The organism is Acidisoma cellulosilyticum, from assembly GCF_020621385.1.
In the GTDB taxonomy this organism is placed as follows: Bacteria; Pseudomonadota; Alphaproteobacteria; order Acetobacterales; family Acetobacteraceae; genus Acidisoma; species Acidisoma cellulosilyticum.
Map to the genome: position 1 here is coordinate 194,307 of NZ_JAESVA010000001.1, position 19,176 is coordinate 213,482.

Annotated in this window: 13 protein-coding genes; 1 reads left to right on the forward strand and 12 read right to left on the reverse strand. The window is 58.5% G+C overall.

What is annotated here, in order from left to right; genetic code table 11:
- Positions 1–21: 21 nt before the first annotated feature.
- From ACELLULO517_RS00875 to ACELLULO517_RS28835, 6 genes are all read right to left on the reverse strand, one after another.
- The gene (locus ACELLULO517_RS00875) at positions 22–1,137 is read right to left on the reverse strand and encodes a glycosyltransferase family 61 protein (RefSeq protein ID WP_227304793.1); all 1,116 of its coding nucleotides are present in this window, start codon (positions 1,135–1,137) and stop codon (positions 22–24) included.
- A 603-nt stretch (positions 1,138–1,740) separates the two neighbouring features.
- Positions 1,741–2,871, reverse strand: coding sequence for a glycosyltransferase family 61 protein (locus ACELLULO517_RS00880; protein WP_227304795.1), 1,131 nt, complete (start codon positions 2,869–2,871; stop codon positions 1,741–1,743).
- A gap of 341 nt (positions 2,872–3,212) precedes the next feature.
- Positions 3,213–3,989, reverse strand: a complete 777-nt coding sequence (locus tag ACELLULO517_RS00885) for a hypothetical protein (protein ID WP_227304798.1) — start codon at positions 3,987–3,989, stop codon at positions 3,213–3,215.
- 236 nt (positions 3,990–4,225) lie between these two features.
- Entirely contained in the window at positions 4,226–5,323 is a 1,098-nt protein-coding gene (locus tag ACELLULO517_RS00890) for a hypothetical protein (protein WP_227304801.1), read from the reverse strand.
- Positions 5,324–5,381: 58 nt separating this feature from the next.
- A complete protein-coding gene (locus ACELLULO517_RS00895; protein ID WP_227304803.1) occupies positions 5,382–6,821 on the reverse strand; it encodes a glycosyltransferase in 1,440 nt (479 codons plus the stop codon).
- Positions 6,822–6,868: 47 nt separating this feature from the next.
- The gene (locus tag ACELLULO517_RS28835; RefSeq protein ID WP_227304806.1) at positions 6,869–8,623 is read right to left on the reverse strand and encodes a glycosyltransferase family 2 protein; all 1,755 of its coding nucleotides are present in this window, start codon (positions 8,621–8,623) and stop codon (positions 6,869–6,871) included.
- 312 nt (positions 8,624–8,935) lie between these two features.
- On the opposite strand from ACELLULO517_RS28835, the gene ACELLULO517_RS00905 reads away from it, so the two are divergent.
- Complete coding sequence (locus ACELLULO517_RS00905) at positions 8,936–12,712, forward strand: hydantoinase B/oxoprolinase family protein (RefSeq protein WP_227304810.1); 3,777 nt, start codon at positions 8,936–8,938, stop codon at positions 12,710–12,712.
- Positions 12,713–12,786: 74 nt separating this feature from the next.
- On the opposite strand, the gene phnF is transcribed toward ACELLULO517_RS00905, so the two are convergent.
- The 6 genes from phnF to gpmI all read right to left on the reverse strand — a co-directional run bounded on the left by phnF (position 12,787) and on the right by gpmI (position 19,152).
- Complete coding sequence (phnF, locus tag ACELLULO517_RS00910; protein ID WP_227304812.1) at positions 12,787–13,503, reverse strand: phosphonate metabolism transcriptional regulator PhnF; 717 nt, start codon at positions 13,501–13,503, stop codon at positions 12,787–12,789.
- Between the two features lie 106 nt (positions 13,504–13,609).
- On the reverse strand, positions 13,610–14,275 hold the full coding sequence (locus ACELLULO517_RS00915; protein ID WP_227304815.1) for a dienelactone hydrolase family protein: 666 nt from the start codon (positions 14,273–14,275) through the stop codon (positions 13,610–13,612).
- Between the two features lie 28 nt (positions 14,276–14,303).
- Positions 14,304–14,798 carry an RNA pyrophosphohydrolase gene (locus tag ACELLULO517_RS00920; protein ID WP_227304818.1) on the reverse strand — a complete coding sequence of 165 codons (495 nt, stop codon included), beginning with the start codon at positions 14,796–14,798 and terminating at the stop codon, positions 14,304–14,306.
- Positions 14,799–14,835: 37 nt separating this feature from the next.
- Positions 14,836–16,224: a S41 family peptidase gene (locus tag ACELLULO517_RS00925; protein WP_227304821.1), complete on the reverse strand. Its 1,389-nt coding sequence runs from the start codon at positions 16,222–16,224 to the stop codon at positions 14,836–14,838.
- A 125-nt stretch (positions 16,225–16,349) separates the two neighbouring features.
- Positions 16,350–17,540 (reverse strand): murein hydrolase activator EnvC family protein, encoded by a 1,191-nt coding sequence (locus ACELLULO517_RS00930; protein ID WP_227304824.1) that lies wholly within the window; start codon positions 17,538–17,540, stop codon positions 16,350–16,352.
- A 61-nt stretch (positions 17,541–17,601) separates the two neighbouring features.
- Positions 17,602–19,152 carry a 2,3-bisphosphoglycerate-independent phosphoglycerate mutase gene (gene gpmI / locus ACELLULO517_RS00935; RefSeq protein WP_227304827.1) on the reverse strand — a complete coding sequence of 517 codons (1,551 nt, stop codon included), beginning with the start codon at positions 19,150–19,152 and terminating at the stop codon, positions 17,602–17,604.
- Positions 19,153–19,176: the final 24 nt, after the last annotated feature.

Genomic DNA, 19,176 nt, shown 5'->3' on the forward strand with positions numbered 1-19,176 from the left:
TTCGAAATAGAAAAATTTATACTATGAATTTAGAATTTTCCTTAGCGTCAGTGAGAAAACCTCGGGATCGAGATGGAATGATCGCCCGCCATTTGCCACACCCTTTTTGGTGCACAATATTTCGCTCCACACAAGATTGAGCGCGGCACTCATGTTATAGAAAAAATTGTCGCCATGAGATGTAGGTGATAGTGACAAAACATGAGTATCTGGACTACAAAAAACTACGTTCGTCAAATCACTCCCAAGCGTTCCAATAACTAACTGAGATGATCGAAACAAGTCAATTTGAGCACCAACGGACAAACCCGCTGTCTTATGGATCTCAATCCCGAACTCATCACATATTTTCTTGATCTGCTCTATATTCTCGATGTTCCGTCCGTAGCGGGCATCTCTTTCAATAAAAACCTTCCTTCCCGCCGAAATACCAGTTTCTTTGTCAAGACTTCCATTTTTTAAAATGCCCCTCAAAAAATCGATAGCGAGTGGATGCGGGCATCCCGAAACAAAATCCCATAGAAAATCGCAAAAGAAGATCTTCTTAAAGCTATAAGTAATGTTCCGGTCGAGCGGAATGATATCCGCTTCTGAAAAACCTGCGCGATCAAGCAGCTGAAACCAGGAAGAGTTTTTGTTGCTGCCGTAAGAAGCGGGAAGACCCAGCTTTAAAGATGGGTAGATGGATTTCGCTAGAAGCATTTTGGGTAAATTTTGTGCCAAATAATGCCCCCAAGTTCCCCCCCCTTCGTTATGTGCCACAAAAACGCTCTGATCTTTGTGCTCCTCGCTGACATGTAGCTTTACCGAGCGAGCAATACTTACAAAGTCTTGTCTTCTCTTTTCACGAATTGCCGGCCAGACACTATTAACCGATAGGGAAGTTACAAAATAAACAGAATTTTTATCATAGACTACGTATTCGTTTGCCAGAAAGCCGTCGGAAACTTCGTAGATGGAAATCTCCGGATGATCGGAAACGATTCGAAATCCGTCTCGAATCAAGTCATCTTTCAGATCATCGCGGGCCAAAACGCCGATTCTTGGAAAGTAAATTGTCTTTACTTCCTCCGCCACTTTTTGCTTGCCCAAAATTTCCAATTTGGGACCGCCAATTGTGGTGTCGCCTAAAGACATATCATCGCTCCTACAGTATACCTCGGCACCATGATCGACAGCTTTCGAAAACTGCATCTACCGGCTCTAAAACAGGCGCAATTTTAGCACTACCCGGCTCTGTGCGACAGACCGAGTTATTTCAGTTTTCCCACCAGCCTGTATCTTTATCGTTGGATGCAGTAAATCAACACTTTCTTTGAATTTTAGCTGACTCACTCGACACCCGCCTAAAGCCAGAAAATGCCCGGAACTCGCCCTACTGTTCCATGATAAAATTTCGAGCAAGCTGCGTTCTGGAGCAGATCACAGCTAGATAGAATCATCTGACTGGGATCTGCTCTAGGTGGAGCGCCTGCACTGCGTTTTGCCCGGAGATCGCATCGCTAGGAACCGCATCGCGGTCCCTTCGTGCCATTAATGAACTGCCATAGATCTTTAACTACAGTGGTTCTGAGATAAGGCGCCGTAAACTATCCTAGCCCTGCGCAAAGCCTCATCTACGGGCTAGCTATTGTTGACCCTAACCGAAGCCAACCGCATTGTATTTAATACATGGCCATGTCGTCGCGCCGGTCTCAATCTATAGAGAGCGTCGTTCGAAAAACTGCGGAGAATAAGCTGCTAGGCAATTTCTTTTAGACAGGTTTCAAAAAGCCCTTCATCAACTTTCCAATCTGAAAAGGCAACGCGGTTGCTTTTGTTTTCTATACTGCCAAACAGGAAATTATAACGCTTTCCTGTACTTGAATAAATTCTAGCATGTTGCCTGACTGTGTTGTGAAATGATTCCATATCCACAACGGTCGTATCCCGCGGAGAAAATATCGCGTTTAGCATTCCTGATCCCGACGGACCAATCACAGTGTCTGCATTGTAAAATGTCAATATTTGTTGGGAAAATAGCATAGTCTCGGGAAATATTAACTTGAACCCATGCGCTTGCGCTCGACTTGCCAGCTCCGTCTCATTAACAAGACGCCGATAATGCGGCCTTGCCCCACCACCAAGCAAGCGGCTGATATACAATTTTTTGTTTGAGGTGTTTGCTTCTATTTTTGCTTGAGAGGCATTTTCTACCAACTTACTGATGCGCCGGCGAGTTGCAGCATCAAGCCAACCCTCAATACAAAAATCCGAAAAAGTTATTATACTTTGAAAATGATCCCCGATAACTTCTGCAACCGAGAACACTGGGCGGATCGGCAAATTGGCCAGCCTCAACGCTTCCAGAAACCAACTTGTTCTTCCGGACGTCACATAAAAATCAAACTTGACGTCCATGTCCGCCAAAAAAAGCATTTGCGGAAGAACTCTGAATAAGAATGACCCGTAGTTATTTGGCTCTAAATTCGCAAAAAACACGCCTAACCCTGGAAAGTGATTGCGGCGGCGAGCAGATGCAAAATAAGCAAATTTCTCACCACTTTGCACATCGGCCTGCAGTAGAAAGCCGTGGTGATTGTACTTATTCTCAATATCGATTTTTTTGTGCTGTTCTTCCGTAACGATCGGCATGGAAACGAACAGCTGATTGCCGTATAGAAGCGCATTATTACCAACTACGGTAACGTCTAACAGCTTCCACGCAATACGATCTGGTTCAATTATGTTTCGTCGCTCTACGCCGTTCAAGCAGCTCGCGTCGAACGGCTCTCCATAAATCTTCTGAGGCGCACGCATTTCATCTGCGCCCCCCTTCTCACTAAGGAGGATCACTGCCCCAGATAGATCTCCACCAACGGAAACCTTCATTCGTCTTATGCAAAATCCACTAGATTCAGAAACCAGAGGATTTGCTTCAATTTGATTTCGAAGTTCCGAGAGCTGAACTGGATTTAACATTGAAATTCAATCATGAAGCGGGGATTACATAAGACCTTCTGTCAGAATTTTATTTAGTCAATCAAGATTAGATGCATTCCAGCGAAAAAGTCTTTCGCGATGAAATTGCGCTTACATCCAACTTAATAAAATTCCAACAAAAAGGAGCGGAAAAGTAAGAGAAACCAAAAAGAATTTCCGCAACCTTTTTTATGCAGACCCTCACTGCAGTTCAGCAAAATGAGGAATGCAAATTATGCTTCCCCTTACATTCAAAGATATCCAATATCAAAAATCACTCTTTCTCTCGACCGAAACAAGTCGTGAAGATGCCTAAATTCTTCACCTTTCCACCTATCCATGCTCGCATTCTGACTGCCGCTCGTCATATGCTTCGAAGCGCTTTGGTCAACTCCCAAAGCTCCCCAGAATGTCTGCATGAATTGATGATTTGGGTGCATAACACCCAAGTATCGGAAAAGATCGCAAACAGATTGGCTTCTTCTATTAACGAAATCTTCGTAATAACAGAGAATCCCGTTGCCTTTTCGAGCCTCAAAAACCTGAGTTTTCGAAAAGTTACAAATGCTGTCTAGAAGAGAAAGATCATCGCCACTCTCGTTGAAGCTTTTAAAGCCTCTCTTTTCATTGAACTTTTTGACCGAGATGAATGTATCTCTTGGATCACGAACGAGAAAAACAGGTTTGATAACAGATGTAGTGTCTGCAGCCTTCATGAGGCGCAGGACCTCAAAGCCAATAAATTTCTCCGCAAGACCGAGAGTCCCGGTGATACCTTGGGCTGTAAGAAAACCTTCGTATTCCGCTTCCAGCTCCAGCACCCGACTCTGATGATGAAGCGCAATCGACGAACGATACCAGTCCCCTCGGTAGGTCTCGGAAAAACCTCCCGAACTCGACGTATCCTGATTGGACAAGGCTTGGCCGAATCCAACCCTCAAAGCAGCCAAATATCCAGCTTGAGTGGTTCGATCTTCAAACGGAAGATCTCCAATTACCGTAACACCAGCGGCCTTGAGAACCTGCATGAAAAAAGACGATCCGCTTCTGCCATAAGAGCAGACAGCCACAAGCGGCTTGTTTGCATTCGATAGCACTCGCAGTACCATTACGTGTTACCCCAGGAACCAAATCACTACTACGATGCAAACAAGCCAGCGAATCGCTCGACCAGTTGATATAATTGCAACTAAGACATTAAACGATATTTTATAAACGACAAAAGATCAAAATCTAATTCCAACCGACTGCTTTATAAGCAGTTTTAAACTCGGACCTTTGCTCCGGAGACATGGGTTGCTTCAACCCAGGACTGAGCTCCACTCAGATATTTTAGCGGCGTCACACGCCGGGGAACGGCAAGCGCGCGCAGGACGGCCGATTCTTCCGAGGCCACCACACGATGCACCAGCCCAGGACCCACAATGACCAGATCCAAATTGTTGAATTCAACCTCTTCGATCGAAAGCCCCTGCTTCTCCGCCATGGCGCCCAGTTCCCTAGCCCCATCCGCAGTCCAGCGTGAGAAGCCAGCGGGACCGAACTCACCCATTTCATGGCTGTCACGGATGATGTCAAGTCGCACGCTGGCGCCCGGGAAGGCGGCGTAGATCAACAGGGATTCGGCTGGAGACGGCAGAGCTTCGACCGAAGCCGCCTGATGGAAGCCGGTTTCCTCCTTCAAGCGATCCAGACGATAAATGATGGGATGATCGTCGAAGATATTGCGCATCAGACGAACCGTCGAATCGCGGAACAACAGCTTGGCCATGCTGTCCAGCACGTCCTTGATGGTCGCAACGGTGGCTTTGGCGCGCTGTTCGATCGACACCAAGGCCGTTCCGTCCTTCGCCTGCAGGCCCTTGGGAGCCAGCACGCTCGGCAGAACCACATAGCCGTTCAGGATCAATTCCTGCAGCATGGGCTGCAGCTCGGCCGGACAGGACCCGACCGCGATACGACCGGCGAGAACCTGGGCCGCATCCGTACGATCGGTCCAGAAACCGCCGAGCACGGAGCGCGTGCGGCCGGCGCCTTCCGCGTTGCGCATCAGCGCATGCAGAAGATCGAGATAGATCGTCTTCTCGGTCAGCGACAGGCTGAGATCGATTTTCTCGGGCTTGATCTTGACGAACGGCAATTGAGATTCGGTCAGTGCACGGCCGAAGGACATTTCAAAACCACAATGCCCGTCACCGAGACCAACCTGATGCAGGTCAGGCCGATAGAGATCGGCAACAGTTTCGCCGATAACCTCGCCATTCAAAAAAGCGCGCAGCAATGAGGGCGATTCGGAATTAGCCTGATAAATCCAGCCAACGGCCCCCTTGGGTGTCAACTTGTCGATTGAACCAGAAATCATGTCATAAGCTCCGCAAAAGCTGTCTGAGTTGAAGGGAAAGACTATTATACCGACGTGTTTACGCCTCAACCCTTACCGGTGAGGTCATAATCGAACGGTAGAATCGAAGATGCGCGTCCAGCGCCTGGTCCGTGGTCATGCGTTTCCGCACACCCGCCGTCAGTTGTGCGAGCCGCACCGGATCTTCCGTGAGTTCCATGATAGCGCGCGCAAGGCTCAAAGGTTGGCTCGCAGTAAAGTGCAAACCATCGACGCCATGGGCCACTTTCTCGGCCATGCCGCCAATATTGGAACAAATCACAGGCTTGCCGTTAGTGAAGGCTTCCTGAATGACCACGGGCGAATTTTCCCACCAGGTCGAAGGCACAATGATCGCGTCCATGCGGCGCATCAGCCTATGTACGTCGCGATTATCATAGGCACCGTGATAGACGATGCTCTGCCCGGCATCGTCCAACGCCTTCGTCACCACCTCCTGGAAGGCTGGCGGCTGATTGGAATAGTCGCCATGAATTTCGATCGTCGCGCCGGTAACGCCCTGCTTGTTCAGGTATTGCGCCGCTTCGATGATCACCGTGATGCCTTTCAGCGGCGACATCTGACCAAAAAACCCGAAGCGTAGCGGACGGCTTTCTGCCGCGGCGGCGGACTCAACTGCCTTGCCGGCTGGCCCTGGCTTCTCCGCGATTGCGGACTTGGCCGGCGCCGCAGCGACCGTCCTTGTCGCGCGCTTGGCGACCGGACGAACCTCAGTCTCCGCCGCGACTTGCGGCAATGCCACATCTATCTCGGCGACCATGCCGTGATTCTGCACGGGCGGCATATTCTCAAGCACAACAAGCTTTTCCGCCGGTAGGCCCCATTCGTGAAAACGATCCGCGAGGAACTGGCTGGGCGAGACGAACAAGTCGACGTCGGCAAAGAAGGTCTGGATGTAACGCTTACGCAGAAAGAAATCGCGCGCCTTGTACTGCGGAAAGCAGCTTGAACAGGCACTGTAGCTCGAGCGATCGCAGAGATGCATCGACTTCGTCTTCACCATCTGACCGTGATGGTTGCAGATGGCCAGAAACTCATGAAGGCTGAGGACGATCTTCGTGTTCGGCGAGTTGCGCTTGATGACCGCGAATGATTCTACGCCAAAACGGGAGAAGTGATGGGAGTGGACGATATCCGGCTTCAGCTCGGCGACGAGCTTGCCAAGCGCCTTGGGGAAGTTCGGATCGGGATTGGCAAATTTGAAATAATCGAACTCCGCCCCCGGATGGTAGACGTAATCGTCCTCGCCATAAGGCTGGGTCAGTGGCGCGCCAAGACGGGATTCTGTCTTCGATCCGGCGCAGCCTAGAAACCAGGCGGCGCCTGACCGTGACTTCAACCCGCGGAACAGTTCCAGAGCCGCAATCTCGGCCCCCCCGCGCGTTTCCATCGGGTGCGAGTGGCACATGATCAGAACGCTCGGCAAGCCATCGCCGAGGGGTGCTTTCGCGGGTCTCACAATTTTATTCATAGGACGACAGGGCCCAGACAAAAGATCTCATGGAATCAGGCCACCGCCTCGGGCTCGTCCAGAACAAGCGACCGCTCGGCATTGCGGACCCAGCGATTCTGGAAACGCCACGCATTATAGAGGGTGAGATTGAAACGCCAGGACGCCGCCTGATTGCCCTGGCTCTGGCGCTCGAGATGATAAAGGCGCGCGCGCTGATCGACCATACAGGAGAAACCGGCGGTCTTGACCTTCTCACAAAGATCAGCGTCCTCGAAATCTCCGACCACATAGCCCTGATCGAAACCACCGACGCGGCGCGCGAGTTCCGCTTTCATGACCATGCAGGCACCGGTGACGCCGCCCACTTCATGCACACGCAGCACTTTCGGCGAGGTCATGCCCTTGTCGGGATGCATACAAAAAACCCAGTTGCCAAATTCGGGCAGCCGTTCGTATGTGCAGCCGTCGTGCTGCACCGTCTCGTCCTCAAAAACGAGCAGCGCGCCGACGATGCCGACCTTCGGATCGTTTTCCGCCGTCTGCAGCATGTATTCCAGCCAGTCGGATTCGTCCGGGAACACGTCGGAATTGAGGAAGCAAATATACTCGCCCGAAGCGACCTTCAGCCCCATATTATTGGCCGGCGCATAACCGAGATTTTCGGCCAGACCGACCAAAGTGAAGGGCCGGCGAAAACGCGCATAACAGGAGGCCGATAGAAATTCGAGTTCCCGCTGACGGGTCGGATCGTCGAGAACATAAATAATCTCGTGATCCGGTGACAATGTGCCGGCAAAAAAGGCCAGCTGATACTCCATGAAATCCATCCGCCCATAGAGCGGAATAATGATGGAGCAGCGCGGCGATGCCACGCGCGGACCGAAATCCATGCGCGTATAACCAACTTCGTTCCGAAGTCTGAATGTATTGATCGCTTCGATGGCCGGGCCGATGACACGATCATAGCCTTGCACAAGCTCGTCATAGCGCAGGTCGATACGCTGCAGCATGTCCTTGATGGTATCGACGCCCGCGCTGCGGACATTCGCCATCGCCTTGAAACCGATCTCTCCGTAAACCGTCTCGATTTCGATATAAGGCGCCTGACCAGGTAGATAGACGTCGGGGAAATAGGCCAGGAAGCCGCATTTAGGGCTGAGGCCGCCAAACTGCTCCCCGAAGCCACTGCTGACATCGGCGCGCGAAATGCTGATCCATTCTCGTGGATCGATCACGGCGGACCTTCCGCCGCAACGCAACGTCATCCGGGCGATGGTCGCGAAAGGGTCCAGCATCCAACCGAAGAGCCAAAGCCCACTTGGCGGGCAGACAAAGGCAAGATCAACCTGCATGAAAACCGGGCGATCGAAGGACTCGATCGTGTCGGGGCCGGTAAAAAGCGGCCGCTCCAGCAAGGAGATCAGATTTTGCCATTCTTCCGACCTTGTCGCATGGGCCAGAAGATTGCGGCCATGCGTCAGTGCGGTCTGGGGGTCGAATTGCTGCGCTGATACCAGCGGGGTAGAAAATGCAAAATCGCCGCGACGCAGCACAAGATCATGCGGCATCCCCTTCAGATCGCGCTGATCCGGGATGAACATGACAATGCCCGTGCCGACCTTACGAACGTCGGGCCGGTCAATCACACAAATAATGGGTTCCGCAACGACGAGCCGGCCGCCGAAATTAAGCGTCGCTTCGGGCTGAGCGCCTTCCGCATCCCATCCGAAACCAATCCAACCCAGAACGAGCCATCCGCCAATGGACGGGCAATAAGCCAGGGATTCGATATTACCGGGAACCGCCACTACACCCCGCCATTGTCCAGCCAACGCCTTCCGTGGATCCGCATCATCAGATGCCGTCCCATGTTGCAACGCACCCTAATTGGGCATGAAGACGATGACAACCAACTAAAATTAGGTCTAACGAATTATATTCTAGAGCCAAATTTGGCAAAGAAGTTAGAAAAAATTCATCCTCTTACGCCGCCAAACTGCCGCCAAGACTGAATGAACGGGGCGACCTCTCAATCCTTCGTTCGTTCTTGTAACTTATCCCTTTACCCGCCCTGGCCGCTCCCGTTTAATTGTTCGTATGCAAACGATCTGGAGTGACCAATGATGCGACGGGTTGCTGGAATCGACGTCGGGGGAACCTTTACCGACGTACTCCTGTTCGAGGAAGATGCCAGCGGCGGTCGCGTGCATTTCGCGAAAGTCCCGTCGACCACCGCCAATCAGGCGGAAGGCGTGCTCCAGGGCATTGCGGCAGCCGGAACCACACCAGCGGCGCTCGATCTGCTGATCCATGGCACGACCGTCACCACCAATGCGGTGCTGGAGCGGAAAGTCGCCCTTGTCGGCCTGATCACCACCCAGGGTTTTCGCGATACGCTGGAAGTCGGCCGCCGCACGCGGCCCAATCCCTATGGTCTGTTTGGCGTCTTCGAACCTCTGGTGCCGCGCGAATTGCGCAAGGAGGTGCCGGAACGCCTCAATGCGGCTGGCGAAATCCTGACAGCATTGGATGAGGATGCCGTCCGCCAAGCCGTCATCGCCCTGCGTGACGCGGGATGCGAAGCGCTCGTCATTCATTTCCTGCATGCCTACGCCAATCCGGCCCACGAATTGGCGGCCGGGCGCATCGCGGCGGAGCTTTGGCCCAATGCCTATATCACCCTCGGCCATGCGCTGCTGTCCGAATACAGGGAATATGAGCGTGGCACGACGGCATCCGTGAATGCGGCCGTGCAGCCGGTGCTGGATCGTTACCTGGACCGGCTGACGGAAGGCTTGCGCCAGCAGGGCTTCCGCCACGATCTGCTGGTGATGAACGGCAATGGCGGCACCATCGCCGCCCCCCTCGCCGCCCGCGACGCTGCGAAAACGGTCATGTCCGGCCCGGCATCCGGCGTCATCGCCGCGGCAACCACCTTGCAGCAATCCGGCGTCGGCGATGCCGTGACCTATGACATGGGCGGCACGTCCAGCGATGTGGCGCTGATCAGCGGTGGACTGCCGGAAGTCTCGGCCGAACTCACCATCGATTACGGATTGCCCATCCACGTACCCATGGTCGATGTCCGCACCATCGGCGCGGGTGGTGGCTCCATCGCCTGGCTGGACGCCGCCGGCATGCTGCGCGTCGGGCCGCACAGCGCGGGCTCGACCCCCGGGCCTATCTGCTACGGCCGCGGCGGCCGTGCGCCCACCATTACCGACGCCAATCTGATCCTCGGCCGGCTGGACGCTTCCCGCATCAGCATCAGCGGCGACCGCGTAACGCTGGATCAGGTCCGGGAAATCTTCGAGGAGAAACTAGCCAAGCCGCTCGGCCTGACGGTGGATGAAGCAGCTGCCGCCGTTATTGCGCTGGGCAATGTCCATATGGCTGGCGCCATCCGCATGGTCTCGCTCTCCCGCGGGCGCGACCCGCGCAAGCTCTGCCTGTTCGCCTTCGGCGGCGCCGGGCCGTTGCATGCCGTGGCCCTCGCCGCCGACCTCGGCATCCCCGATGTGCTGATCCCGGCGCGGCCAGGCCTGACCAACGCGCTCGGTTGCCTGGTCGCCGATCTGCGGCAGGATTTCGTCAATACGCTCAACCAATCGCTCGACGCGGTCGATATGGCGGAGGTCCATCGCCTGCTGGCCGATCAGGTCAAACGCGGCATGGACATCAACGCCGCCCAGCAAAGCGAGATCGAAACGACGGAGATCCGCCATTCCGCCGATATGCAGTTCCGGGGGCAGACGCATCTGATCCGCGTTGCCATTCCAGATGCGGACGTCGCTCGCGAGACGCTGCAAAGCCTGTTCGAGGAAGCGTATTTCGAGCGCTTTCAGATCCGCATGCCGGAAATCCGCGCGACCTTGGTGAACCTCAATACCTCCGTCACCGGAAAGCGGAAGCCCTTTCCGGTCGCCGCACTGCAGGACCCGAGCCTCCGCTTGGCCTCGGTTGAGGAGGCCCGCACCGGCAGCCGGCCGGTTTTCGCGGGCGGCGCCTGGGTCGATTGTCCGCTCTATGCCCGTGACGCGCTGCCGCTGGGTGCCACGCTCACCGGCCCCGCGGTGCTGGAACAGGCCGACAGCACCATTTTCGTGGAACCGGGTGCGGTCCTTCGCGTCGACGGGATCGGCAATCTGCGCATCACGCCCGCCAGCCTGGGCAATGCGGCGGCGGGGTCGGAAAACACCGATCCGCTGGCGCTGGCCGTGATCGAAGCCGGGTTGCAGCAGGTCTGCAACGAGATGGATCTGGCCTTTTCGCGATCCGCCTTTTCGCCTGTGATTGCCGAAGCCGATGACCGGTCGGATGGCATTTATGATGCCGAAACCGGAGCCTTGATCGCGCAGGGCGAGCTTGGCCTGCCCGTCTTCGTCGGCGTCATGCAATATTCGACCGGCGAGATCACCCGCCTGATCCGCGAAGGACGGGTCGCCGCACCCGAGCCCGGCGATATCTATATCGTCAATGATCCTTATCTGGGCGGCACGCATTTGATGGATGTGCGCTTCGCCATGCCCTTCTTCAATGACGGCAAGCTTCTCTGCTGGCTGCAGAATACCGGCCATTGGCCCGATACCGGCGGCATGACGCCGGGCGGCTTTTCCGCCCATGCGACCGAGGTCGAGCAGGAGGGGCTGCGCCTGCCGCCCGTCAAACTCTTCAAGCGCGGCGAGATGGATCAGGAAATCCTTTCCATCATCAATGCCAATATCCGCGTCGCCGATCAGCGCATCGGCGACATCAAGGCCCAGGTTTCCGCGCTCAAGATCGGTGAGCGGCGCCTGGGCGAGTTGATCACGCGCTATGGGCTGAAGACGGTGACGGGCGTCATCGCGGAAATGAAAACCCGCGCCGCCAATCTCATGCGCGCTAAAATCGAGGAAATTCCGGACGGGGTTTACGAGAGCGAGGCCTTTGTCGATTCGGACGGTATCGTCAATGCGCCGCTGCGCATCGCGCTGACCATGACCAAGGCAGAGGGCGCGCTCAATTTTGATTTCTCACAGTCAAGTCCGCCTTGCCGGGGGCCGATGAATTCGGTCTTCGCGACCACGCTCTCCTCGGTCTATCTCGCCGTGCGGCATATCTTTCCCGACGTGCCGCTGAATGCCGGCGCTTTCGCGCCATTGATCGTGCCGCGACCGGAAGGCACCTTCCTGGATGCGCGCTATCCACGCCCGGTCTCGGGTTGTGCGGCCGAAGTCTCCCAGCGCATCGCGGAAGCGGTCTTCCTCGCCCTTGTGCAGGCCATCCCGGACAAGGTCACGGCCGCACCCGCCGGCTCGTCGGGCAATTTCGCGCTCGGCGGCTTCGACCCCAAGGCCGGTGCCGGCTATGTCATGTATCAGATCTCCGGCGGCGGCTATGGCGGCAATATCCTGCATGACGGGCTGACCAATGGCTGTTCCACCATCGGTATTTCCAAGACCGCGCCGGTCGAGGTGATGGAGCAGAAATTCCCGGTCCTGTTTCGCCGTTTCGCGCTGCGCGAGGGTTCGGGCGGCGCCGGTCAGCATCGCGGCGGCTTCGGCGTGCATTATGAGATCGAGATCCTGCGCGGCGAGGCAACGGCCAGCTTCGTCATGGACCATGGGCGTTTCGGCCCGCCGGGCGTGCAAGGCGGACAGGATGGCGCGCGCAACATCGTGCGCGTCTATCGCGACGGCGAAGTCTATACCCCCGAACATCTCTCCAAGGATCAGAATATCCGCGTCAAGGCGGGCGACCGGGTTGAAGTCATGACGCCCGGCGGCGGCGGTTACGGTGATCCGGCCAGGCGATCCGCCGAGCTGGTACGGCGGGACATTGCCCGGGGTTACTACACGGCGGCGGAGGCAAGCGCGCTTTGGCCTGATACCGCTGCGGAGACCGGCGGCATTGGCTGAACCGATCCCCGGCTCGGTCGAGGCAAGCCCCCAATGTCGTCGTCCGCGCAAGTGTCGCGCGGACGACGAGAGCATCAGGTCGTAACGAGAATTTGCACCCGCTGGCTGGCGGCGCGGGCGATGCCGAATTCGATCACTTGTCCCGCCTCATCCTGATCGATCGTTTCCATGATCAGAACAGGTTCGTTGCTTTTCTGGTGCAGCAGAACCGCCTCTTCCGGGCTCGGCATCCTTGTCCAGATGCGCGTGCTGCGCCGCGTGTAATCCGCCACACCGAAGCGGCGCAGTGCCGCCGTCAGCGAATTCGTCTCCCGGAAGACCATGTCGATGCCACGGAACCGCTCGGCCGGCAGATGCGCGGTCTTCAGGCTGACCGGCTGGCCATCCGCCCGGCGCAGGATCTCCAGGACGATGACCAAGCCCTCCGGTGCCAGCCCGAGGGCGGTCGCGACTTCGGTGCCGGCCGGCTGCTCGCGGCTGGATAATAGCTCACCATCAGCCAAACGGCTTTGCTGGGAGAGGATTTCACTGAAACGGGTGCGGGTGCCGAGCGGATATTCGATGACCGGCGCCGGCCGCACGAACGTGCCACGTCCATGCTGGACACTGACCAGACCCACATCGGACAGCGCGCCGATCGCCTGACGCAAGGTATGACGATTGACGCCGAAACGCTCCGCAAGTGCTGTCTCGGTCGGCAAGCGTGAAGCCGGTGGGAAGCTACCGGCGCTAATCTCTGCCGTCAGGATCTCGGCGATCCGCTGCCACATGACAACGCGGGGTAGTCGCATACACTCTCCTGCCTGCGGGCCAATCAACAGCTCACAAGCTAGGGGCTAAGCCAATCAGACGTTAAAAACAACGTCTGACAGCTATGAAACCAAGGTCTTAGACAGGTCAGGCAGCCAGATGCTTGCGGAAGAAGTCCAGGCTGCGCGTTTGAGCGAGGTCGAAAGCGGTTTCGTTGAAGCTCGCACGCTCCTCGCAGCCGAAGCCATGTCCCGCACCGTCATAGACGAAAACCTCGACACCCGGCTGGGACGTACGAATGGCATCCACATCCGTCAGCGGGATGCCATGATCCTCGGCACCGAAATGCAACTGAACCGGACAATGGGGCACCGCGGTACGGGTCGCGGCGATGCCGCCGCCATACCAGCCGACCGCAGCCTTGAAACGCGTGCTGCGCGTCGCACCCCACCAGCCGATCGTACCACCCCAGCAATAGCCGATGATGCCAACCGAATTCAGGCCAAGAGCGGCGGCCGCGGCTTCGATGTCCAGCATCACCTGCGCTTCGGTGATGCCGGCGCGCAGCGCGAGGCCCCGGTCACGGTCTTCCGCGCCGTAGCCAAGCTCGACGTCACGTTCCGCACGGTCGAACAGCGCCGGACAGATGACGGCGAAACCGGCTTTCGCCAGGGTATCGCTCGCGAAGCGCATATGGCCGTTCACGCCGAAGATTTCTTGCACCACGACAAGACCCATGGTCGCGTCAGCCGGACCGGCCTGATAGGCGGAAAACTGATGGCCGTCGCCGGCGGTCAGCGTGACGATGCTCATGGGCAACTATCCTTACGGCAGAGGAAAATCAGGCCGGAACGGCGAAGCGCGCGAAGGATGAAGCCAGAACCGTATAGATGTCGCGCTTGAAACTGGTCGCCAACGCCGGAAGGTTTGATAGGTCATCCCAGCGCCAGGCGTCGAATTCCGGGTGCGGATCAAGGTCGAGGCGGATATCGCTATCCTCACCGGTAAAGCGCAGCGCGAACCAGCGCTGCCGCTGACCGCGATATTTGCCACCCAAGGCTTTGCCGATCAAGTGATCGGGCAGATCATATTGCAGCCAGTCGGGATGTTCGCCCAGGATTTCGGCGCGGTCGGTGCCGATCTCCTCGCCCAGTTCGCGAAAAATCGCGACGGCAGGGTCCTCGGCCTCATCAATGCCGCCCTGGGGAAGCTGCCAGCCGCCGGCCGCCCCCTCGGCATTGGGGAAATCCGCGCGCCGGGCCACGAAGATGCGCCCCGCCCGATTGAACAGAACCGCGCCGACATTCGGGCGGTAGGGCATATCCTCGGGGCGCATCGCCAATCCTCGTCAGTGGCCTTGTCGGTCGCAGTCGTCAGTTCGAGGCGCTGGTCTGCGCCTTCATGGCGTCCACGACCTTGATCGCCTGTTGCAACTGGAAGTCGGTCGCTGGCTTGGTCGGGTCGAATTTCGGCCAATCCGCCGGCGGCTGCTTCGGGATCGACTTGGCGATGGCCGGCAGGTCGGTGCGCGGGGCCAGCGGCGGCAACTGCTTGCTGTTGGGGTTCAGCATGGCGTGCTGCAAATCGCTCTCGCGCAGCGGCTGCATGGCATTGGCCGCCTCGATCGATTCCGCGACGGGGATGTCCGGCGTGATGCCCAGATCCTGGATGGAGCGGCCGGACGGCGTGAAGTAGCGCGCCGTCGTCAGGCGCATGGCGCTGTTGTCGGGCAGCGGGATCACGGTCTGCACCGACCCCTTACCGAAGCTGCGCTCGCCCATGATGATGGCGCGACGATTATCCTGCAGCGCGCCGGAGACGATTTCGGCGGCCGAGGCCGAGCCAGGATTGATCAGCACGACCATGGGCAAATCGCCCGCAACGTCGCCGTCGGGCTTCGCACTCCAGACTTCGCTGTCCTCCGGGTGACGAGCGCGGGTGGAGACGATCTCTCCGGTGTTCAGGAAGTCGTTGGCGACCGCGACGCCCTGATCCAACAGACCGCCAGGATTGTTGCGCAGGTCAAGAATATAGCCATGCAGCTTGCCCTTGGACTCGGCATTCAGCTTCTTGATCGCGTCACGGATGCCCTGATCGGCATTCTCGGAGAAGACCGAGAGGCGAATATAGCCGGTATCGCCGTAAAGGTCGGAATGCACCGCCGGCACATTGATGACCTCGCGGGTCAGCTTGAGGACGACCGGCCGCGGCTTGTCGGCCGGTTTGATGGTCAGCGAAATGGCCGAGCCCGGCGGCCCACGCATCTCATCGACCGCGGTATCCAGGGAAAGGCCCTGCACGGACTTGCCGTCGATCGCGATGATAAGGTCATTCGGCTTGATATTGGCCTTCGCCGCCGGCGTGCCGTCGATCGGGCTGATAACCTTGATGAAGCCGTTCTCCTGGCTCACCTCAAGACCGAGGCCACCGAAGGCGCCATCGGTCTGGGCCTGCATGTCGCGATATTCTTGCGCATTCATATAGGCGCTGTGCGGATCGAGCCCGGCGAGCATGCCGTTGATGGCATTCTCGACCAGCGACTGATCGTTCACGGGCGTCACATAATCCGCCTTCACCCGTTCGAAGACATCCCCGAACAGGCTCAGCACCTGATAGGTGCCGGAGGCATTATCCTCGGCCGCCAAGGCGTGAGGGATGCCGAGAGCACCCCCGAAGCGATGGAGAAGAACGTCGGACGTGGGCGCAAGGGCGATACCCGCCACAAACGCCGAACCGATCAGCAAACCAGAGCGAAACTTCATCCGAGCTTTCCTAAATCCGCCCCCTGGGGCGCGGTCGTGGGGCGGAGGGATAACGGCCCGGCGCCATTCAAACGCCGACCGTCACCATACATGGTGCGCATTGTGGGAAGGAAACCCGACAACAATCAACCCTGGGCACGCAGCCATGGCGTAGGATTCACGGGATTCCCATCCTGCCGTAATTCCAGATAGAGCTTCGGCCTTGCCGCAGGCTGGCTTGGGTTCCACCCGCCCATGACGCCGACGGGCTCGCCCGCCTGCAACCGTTGTCCGACGCTGACGTCGAGCCGGTCAAGGCCGGCGAGGACGAAGTCATAGCCCTTCCCACAATCGACGATGACGAGCAGACCGTAGCTGCGGAACGGCTGCCCGAACAAAACATTGCCGGTGCAAGGGGAAACGACGCGGGCGTTCGGCGGCGTCGCGTAGGACAGGCCGGTCGCCGGCCCCGCCAAAGTCTGGTCGCCCCAGCCGCGTATGAGCTTGCCGGCGACGGGAGACATGATCTGCCCGGAGGCCTTGCCCAGCCCATTGCCGGCCGGTGTCGCCAGTGCCTCGGCCTGAGCCTGCGCCCGCGCGGCCGCCGCAGCCTTTCCGGCACGCGCAGCCTGGCGGGCCAGACGCGCTGCCTTGGCAGCGGCGGCGGCACGGGCGGCGGCGATTTGTTTGATCGCGTCCTGCAGCGACTGCGCGCGCGTAGCGTCCCGCGCAGCCGCCTGATCGGCGACGGCAGCAGCACTCTCGGCACTTTGGCGGCTGGCGGCCGCACTCGCGATCTGTGCGTCAAGCGCCGCTTCCTGTGCCGCCTGCACCGCTGAGGCTTGGGCTAAAGCGGGGGCTGCGGCCTGCATATCGGCGGTCAGTTTGTCGAGCTGGTCTCGCTCCGCCTTCAAAGCCGCGGCCTGGCGCCCGATCTCCCGCGACAAGCCCTGCAGCACCAGCAGGCCGCGCAAAGTATTCTGCGGCGGCGCCGGCACGGCCAGCAGCGTTTCCGATGGGTAAAGTGCCAAACGCTCGATCAGCGGCAGCATCGGCGCGAAAGCGGCGGCGCGAGCCACCAGCTCGGCCGTCACCTTTTTCTTCTGGGCCGCGAGATCGGCCATACGATCGGCGGCAGCCGCCGTCGCGTCTTCCGCCGCGCGCAGGCGGGCGGCAGCTTGCACCCGCTGTTGCGAGAGGCTTGCCTGCATCGCCGCAAGCGCCGCTGCCTTGGCACGCGCGGCGATGGCCTGGCTTTGATGCAGGGCGCGCAGCCCTTCCGCCCGCTTGACGTCGGCCTGCGACGGGGCACTCGCCGCCCAGACGGGGGCGCCCAAGCTTACCGCCAGCAGGCCTGCGATCGGCAGGGTCAGGCTGAAGCGCGACCGGATAGAAATGCTATGCGCTCGTGGCAGCTGTGGCGCTCCGCAACAGGCTGACACCGGTCATCGCCTCTGGCTGGGCGATCCCCATAAGCGCAAGCAATGTCGGCGCGATATCGCCAAGCCGCCCGCTGGCCAGGGTAGTGCCCATAGGCACACCCACCAGCATGGCGGGCACCGGGTTCAGCGTATGGGCCGTGTGCGGCACAAGCGTCACCTGATCGCGCATTAGCTCGCAATTGCCATGATCGGCCGTCACGAACAGCGCGCCGCCCTGGCGCGTCACGGCGGTCACAATCTCGCCGAGGCCAGTATCGACCGTCTCCACCGCGCGGATCGCGGCTTCCAGAATGCCGGTATGGCCGACCATGTCCGGGTTGGCGAAGTTCAGGATAATGAGGTCGAAGCGCCCGCTATCGATCGCCTCCACGGCCTTCGCCGTCAGCTCCGGCGCCGACATTTCCGGCTGCAAATCATAGGTCGCGACTTTCGGGGAAGCCACCAGGATGCGCTCTTCCCCGTCATTCGGCACTTCGATGCCGCCGTTCAGGAAGTATGTGACATGCGGGTATTTTTCGGTCTCGGCCATGCGCAGCTGGCGGCGACCGGCCTGCGCCACGACCTGGCCCAGCAGATCGTCCATGCTGATCGGCGCGAAAAGCGTCGTCTGGAAGGCATTGAGCGCCGTGCTGTATTGGGTCAAGCCGGCCGCCGCGCCGAAGGGCGGCAGAGGCCCGCGATCGAAACCGTCGAAGGCCGGGTCCAGCATCGCCATCAGAATCTGGCGCGTGCGATCGGCCCGGAAGTTGAAGGTGAGCAGAGCGTCGCCCGGCTTCACGCCCTCATAGCCGCCGATGACGGCAGGGAGCAGGAATTCGTCGCCGAGATCCTCACCATAACCCGCCGCGATCGCTTCGGCAGCCGAGCCAAAATGCGGGCCTTGGCCGGATATGATGACGTCAAAGGCGCGCTTTACGCGCTCCCACCGGTTGTCGCGGTCCATGGCGTAGTAACGGCCGCTGAGGGTCGCGATGCGCGCGCCCGGCGGCAGTGCCGCCTCGAATTCCGCGACGAAACCAACGCCGGAGCGCGGCGGCGTGTCGCGCCCGTCGGTCACCGCATGGATCAGAACGGTAAGACCGGCTTCCGTCAGAATATGGGCAAGGGCGACGGCGTGATCCTGGTGGGCATGAACGCCGCCGGGGGAAATCAGGCCGAGCAGATGGATGGTGCCGGACCCGGCGCGGGCCTTGGCGATCAGATCCCGCAGCACGGCGTTCTGGCCGAGCGATCCGTCCCGCGCGGCGCGGGTGATGCGCGGCAGGTCCTGCATGACCACGCGGCCGGCGCCGATATTCAGATGACCGACCTCGGAATTGCCGAACTGGCCTTCCGGCAGGCCGACATCCTCGCCCGATGTGCTGAGGAAAGTATGCGGTCCATTGCCCCAAAGCCGATCGAAGACCGGCGTATGAGCCAGGCGCACGGCGTTATCGGTATTAGAGTCGCGCCAGCCCCAGCCGTCCAGAATGACCAGCATCACCGGGCGTTGCTGTTGTTCGGTCATGGCGCGAGTCTCCGTTCTTAACGT

Bases quoted from the DNA above. Each gene is read 5' to 3' on its own strand.
- ACELLULO517_RS00875 (WP_227304793.1), bottom strand. From the start codon at position 1,137: ATGTCTTTAGGCGACACCACAATTGGCGGTCCCAAATTGGAAATTTTG.
- ACELLULO517_RS00880 (WP_227304795.1), bottom strand. From the start codon at position 2,871: ATGAAGGTTTCCGTTGGTGGAGATCTATCTGGGGCAGTGATCCTCCTT.
- ACELLULO517_RS00885 (WP_227304798.1), bottom strand. From the start codon at position 3,989: ATGCAGGTTCTCAAGGCCGCTGGTGTTACGGTAATTGGAGATCTTCCG.
- ACELLULO517_RS00890 (WP_227304801.1), bottom strand. From the start codon at position 5,323: ATGATTTCTGGTTCAATCGACAAGTTGACACCCAAGGGGGCCGTTGGC.
- ACELLULO517_RS00905 (WP_227304810.1), top strand. From the start codon at position 8,936: ATGATGCGACGGGTTGCTGGAATCGACGTCGGGGGAACCTTTACCGAC.
- phnF (WP_227304812.1), bottom strand. From the start codon at position 13,503: ATGCGACTACCCCGCGTTGTCATGTGGCAGCGGATCGCCGAGATCCTG.
- ACELLULO517_RS00915 (WP_227304815.1), bottom strand. From the start codon at position 14,275: ATGAGCATCGTCACGCTGACCGCCGGCGACGGCCATCAGTTTTCCGCC.
- ACELLULO517_RS00920 (WP_227304818.1), bottom strand. From the start codon at position 14,798: ATGCGCCCCGAGGATATGCCCTACCGCCCGAATGTCGGCGCGGTTCTG.
- ACELLULO517_RS00925 (WP_227304821.1), bottom strand. From the start codon at position 16,224: ATGAAGTTTCGCTCTGGTTTGCTGATCGGTTCGGCGTTTGTGGCGGGT.
- gpmI (WP_227304827.1), bottom strand. From the start codon at position 19,152: ATGACCGAACAACAGCAACGCCCGGTGATGCTGGTCATTCTGGACGGC.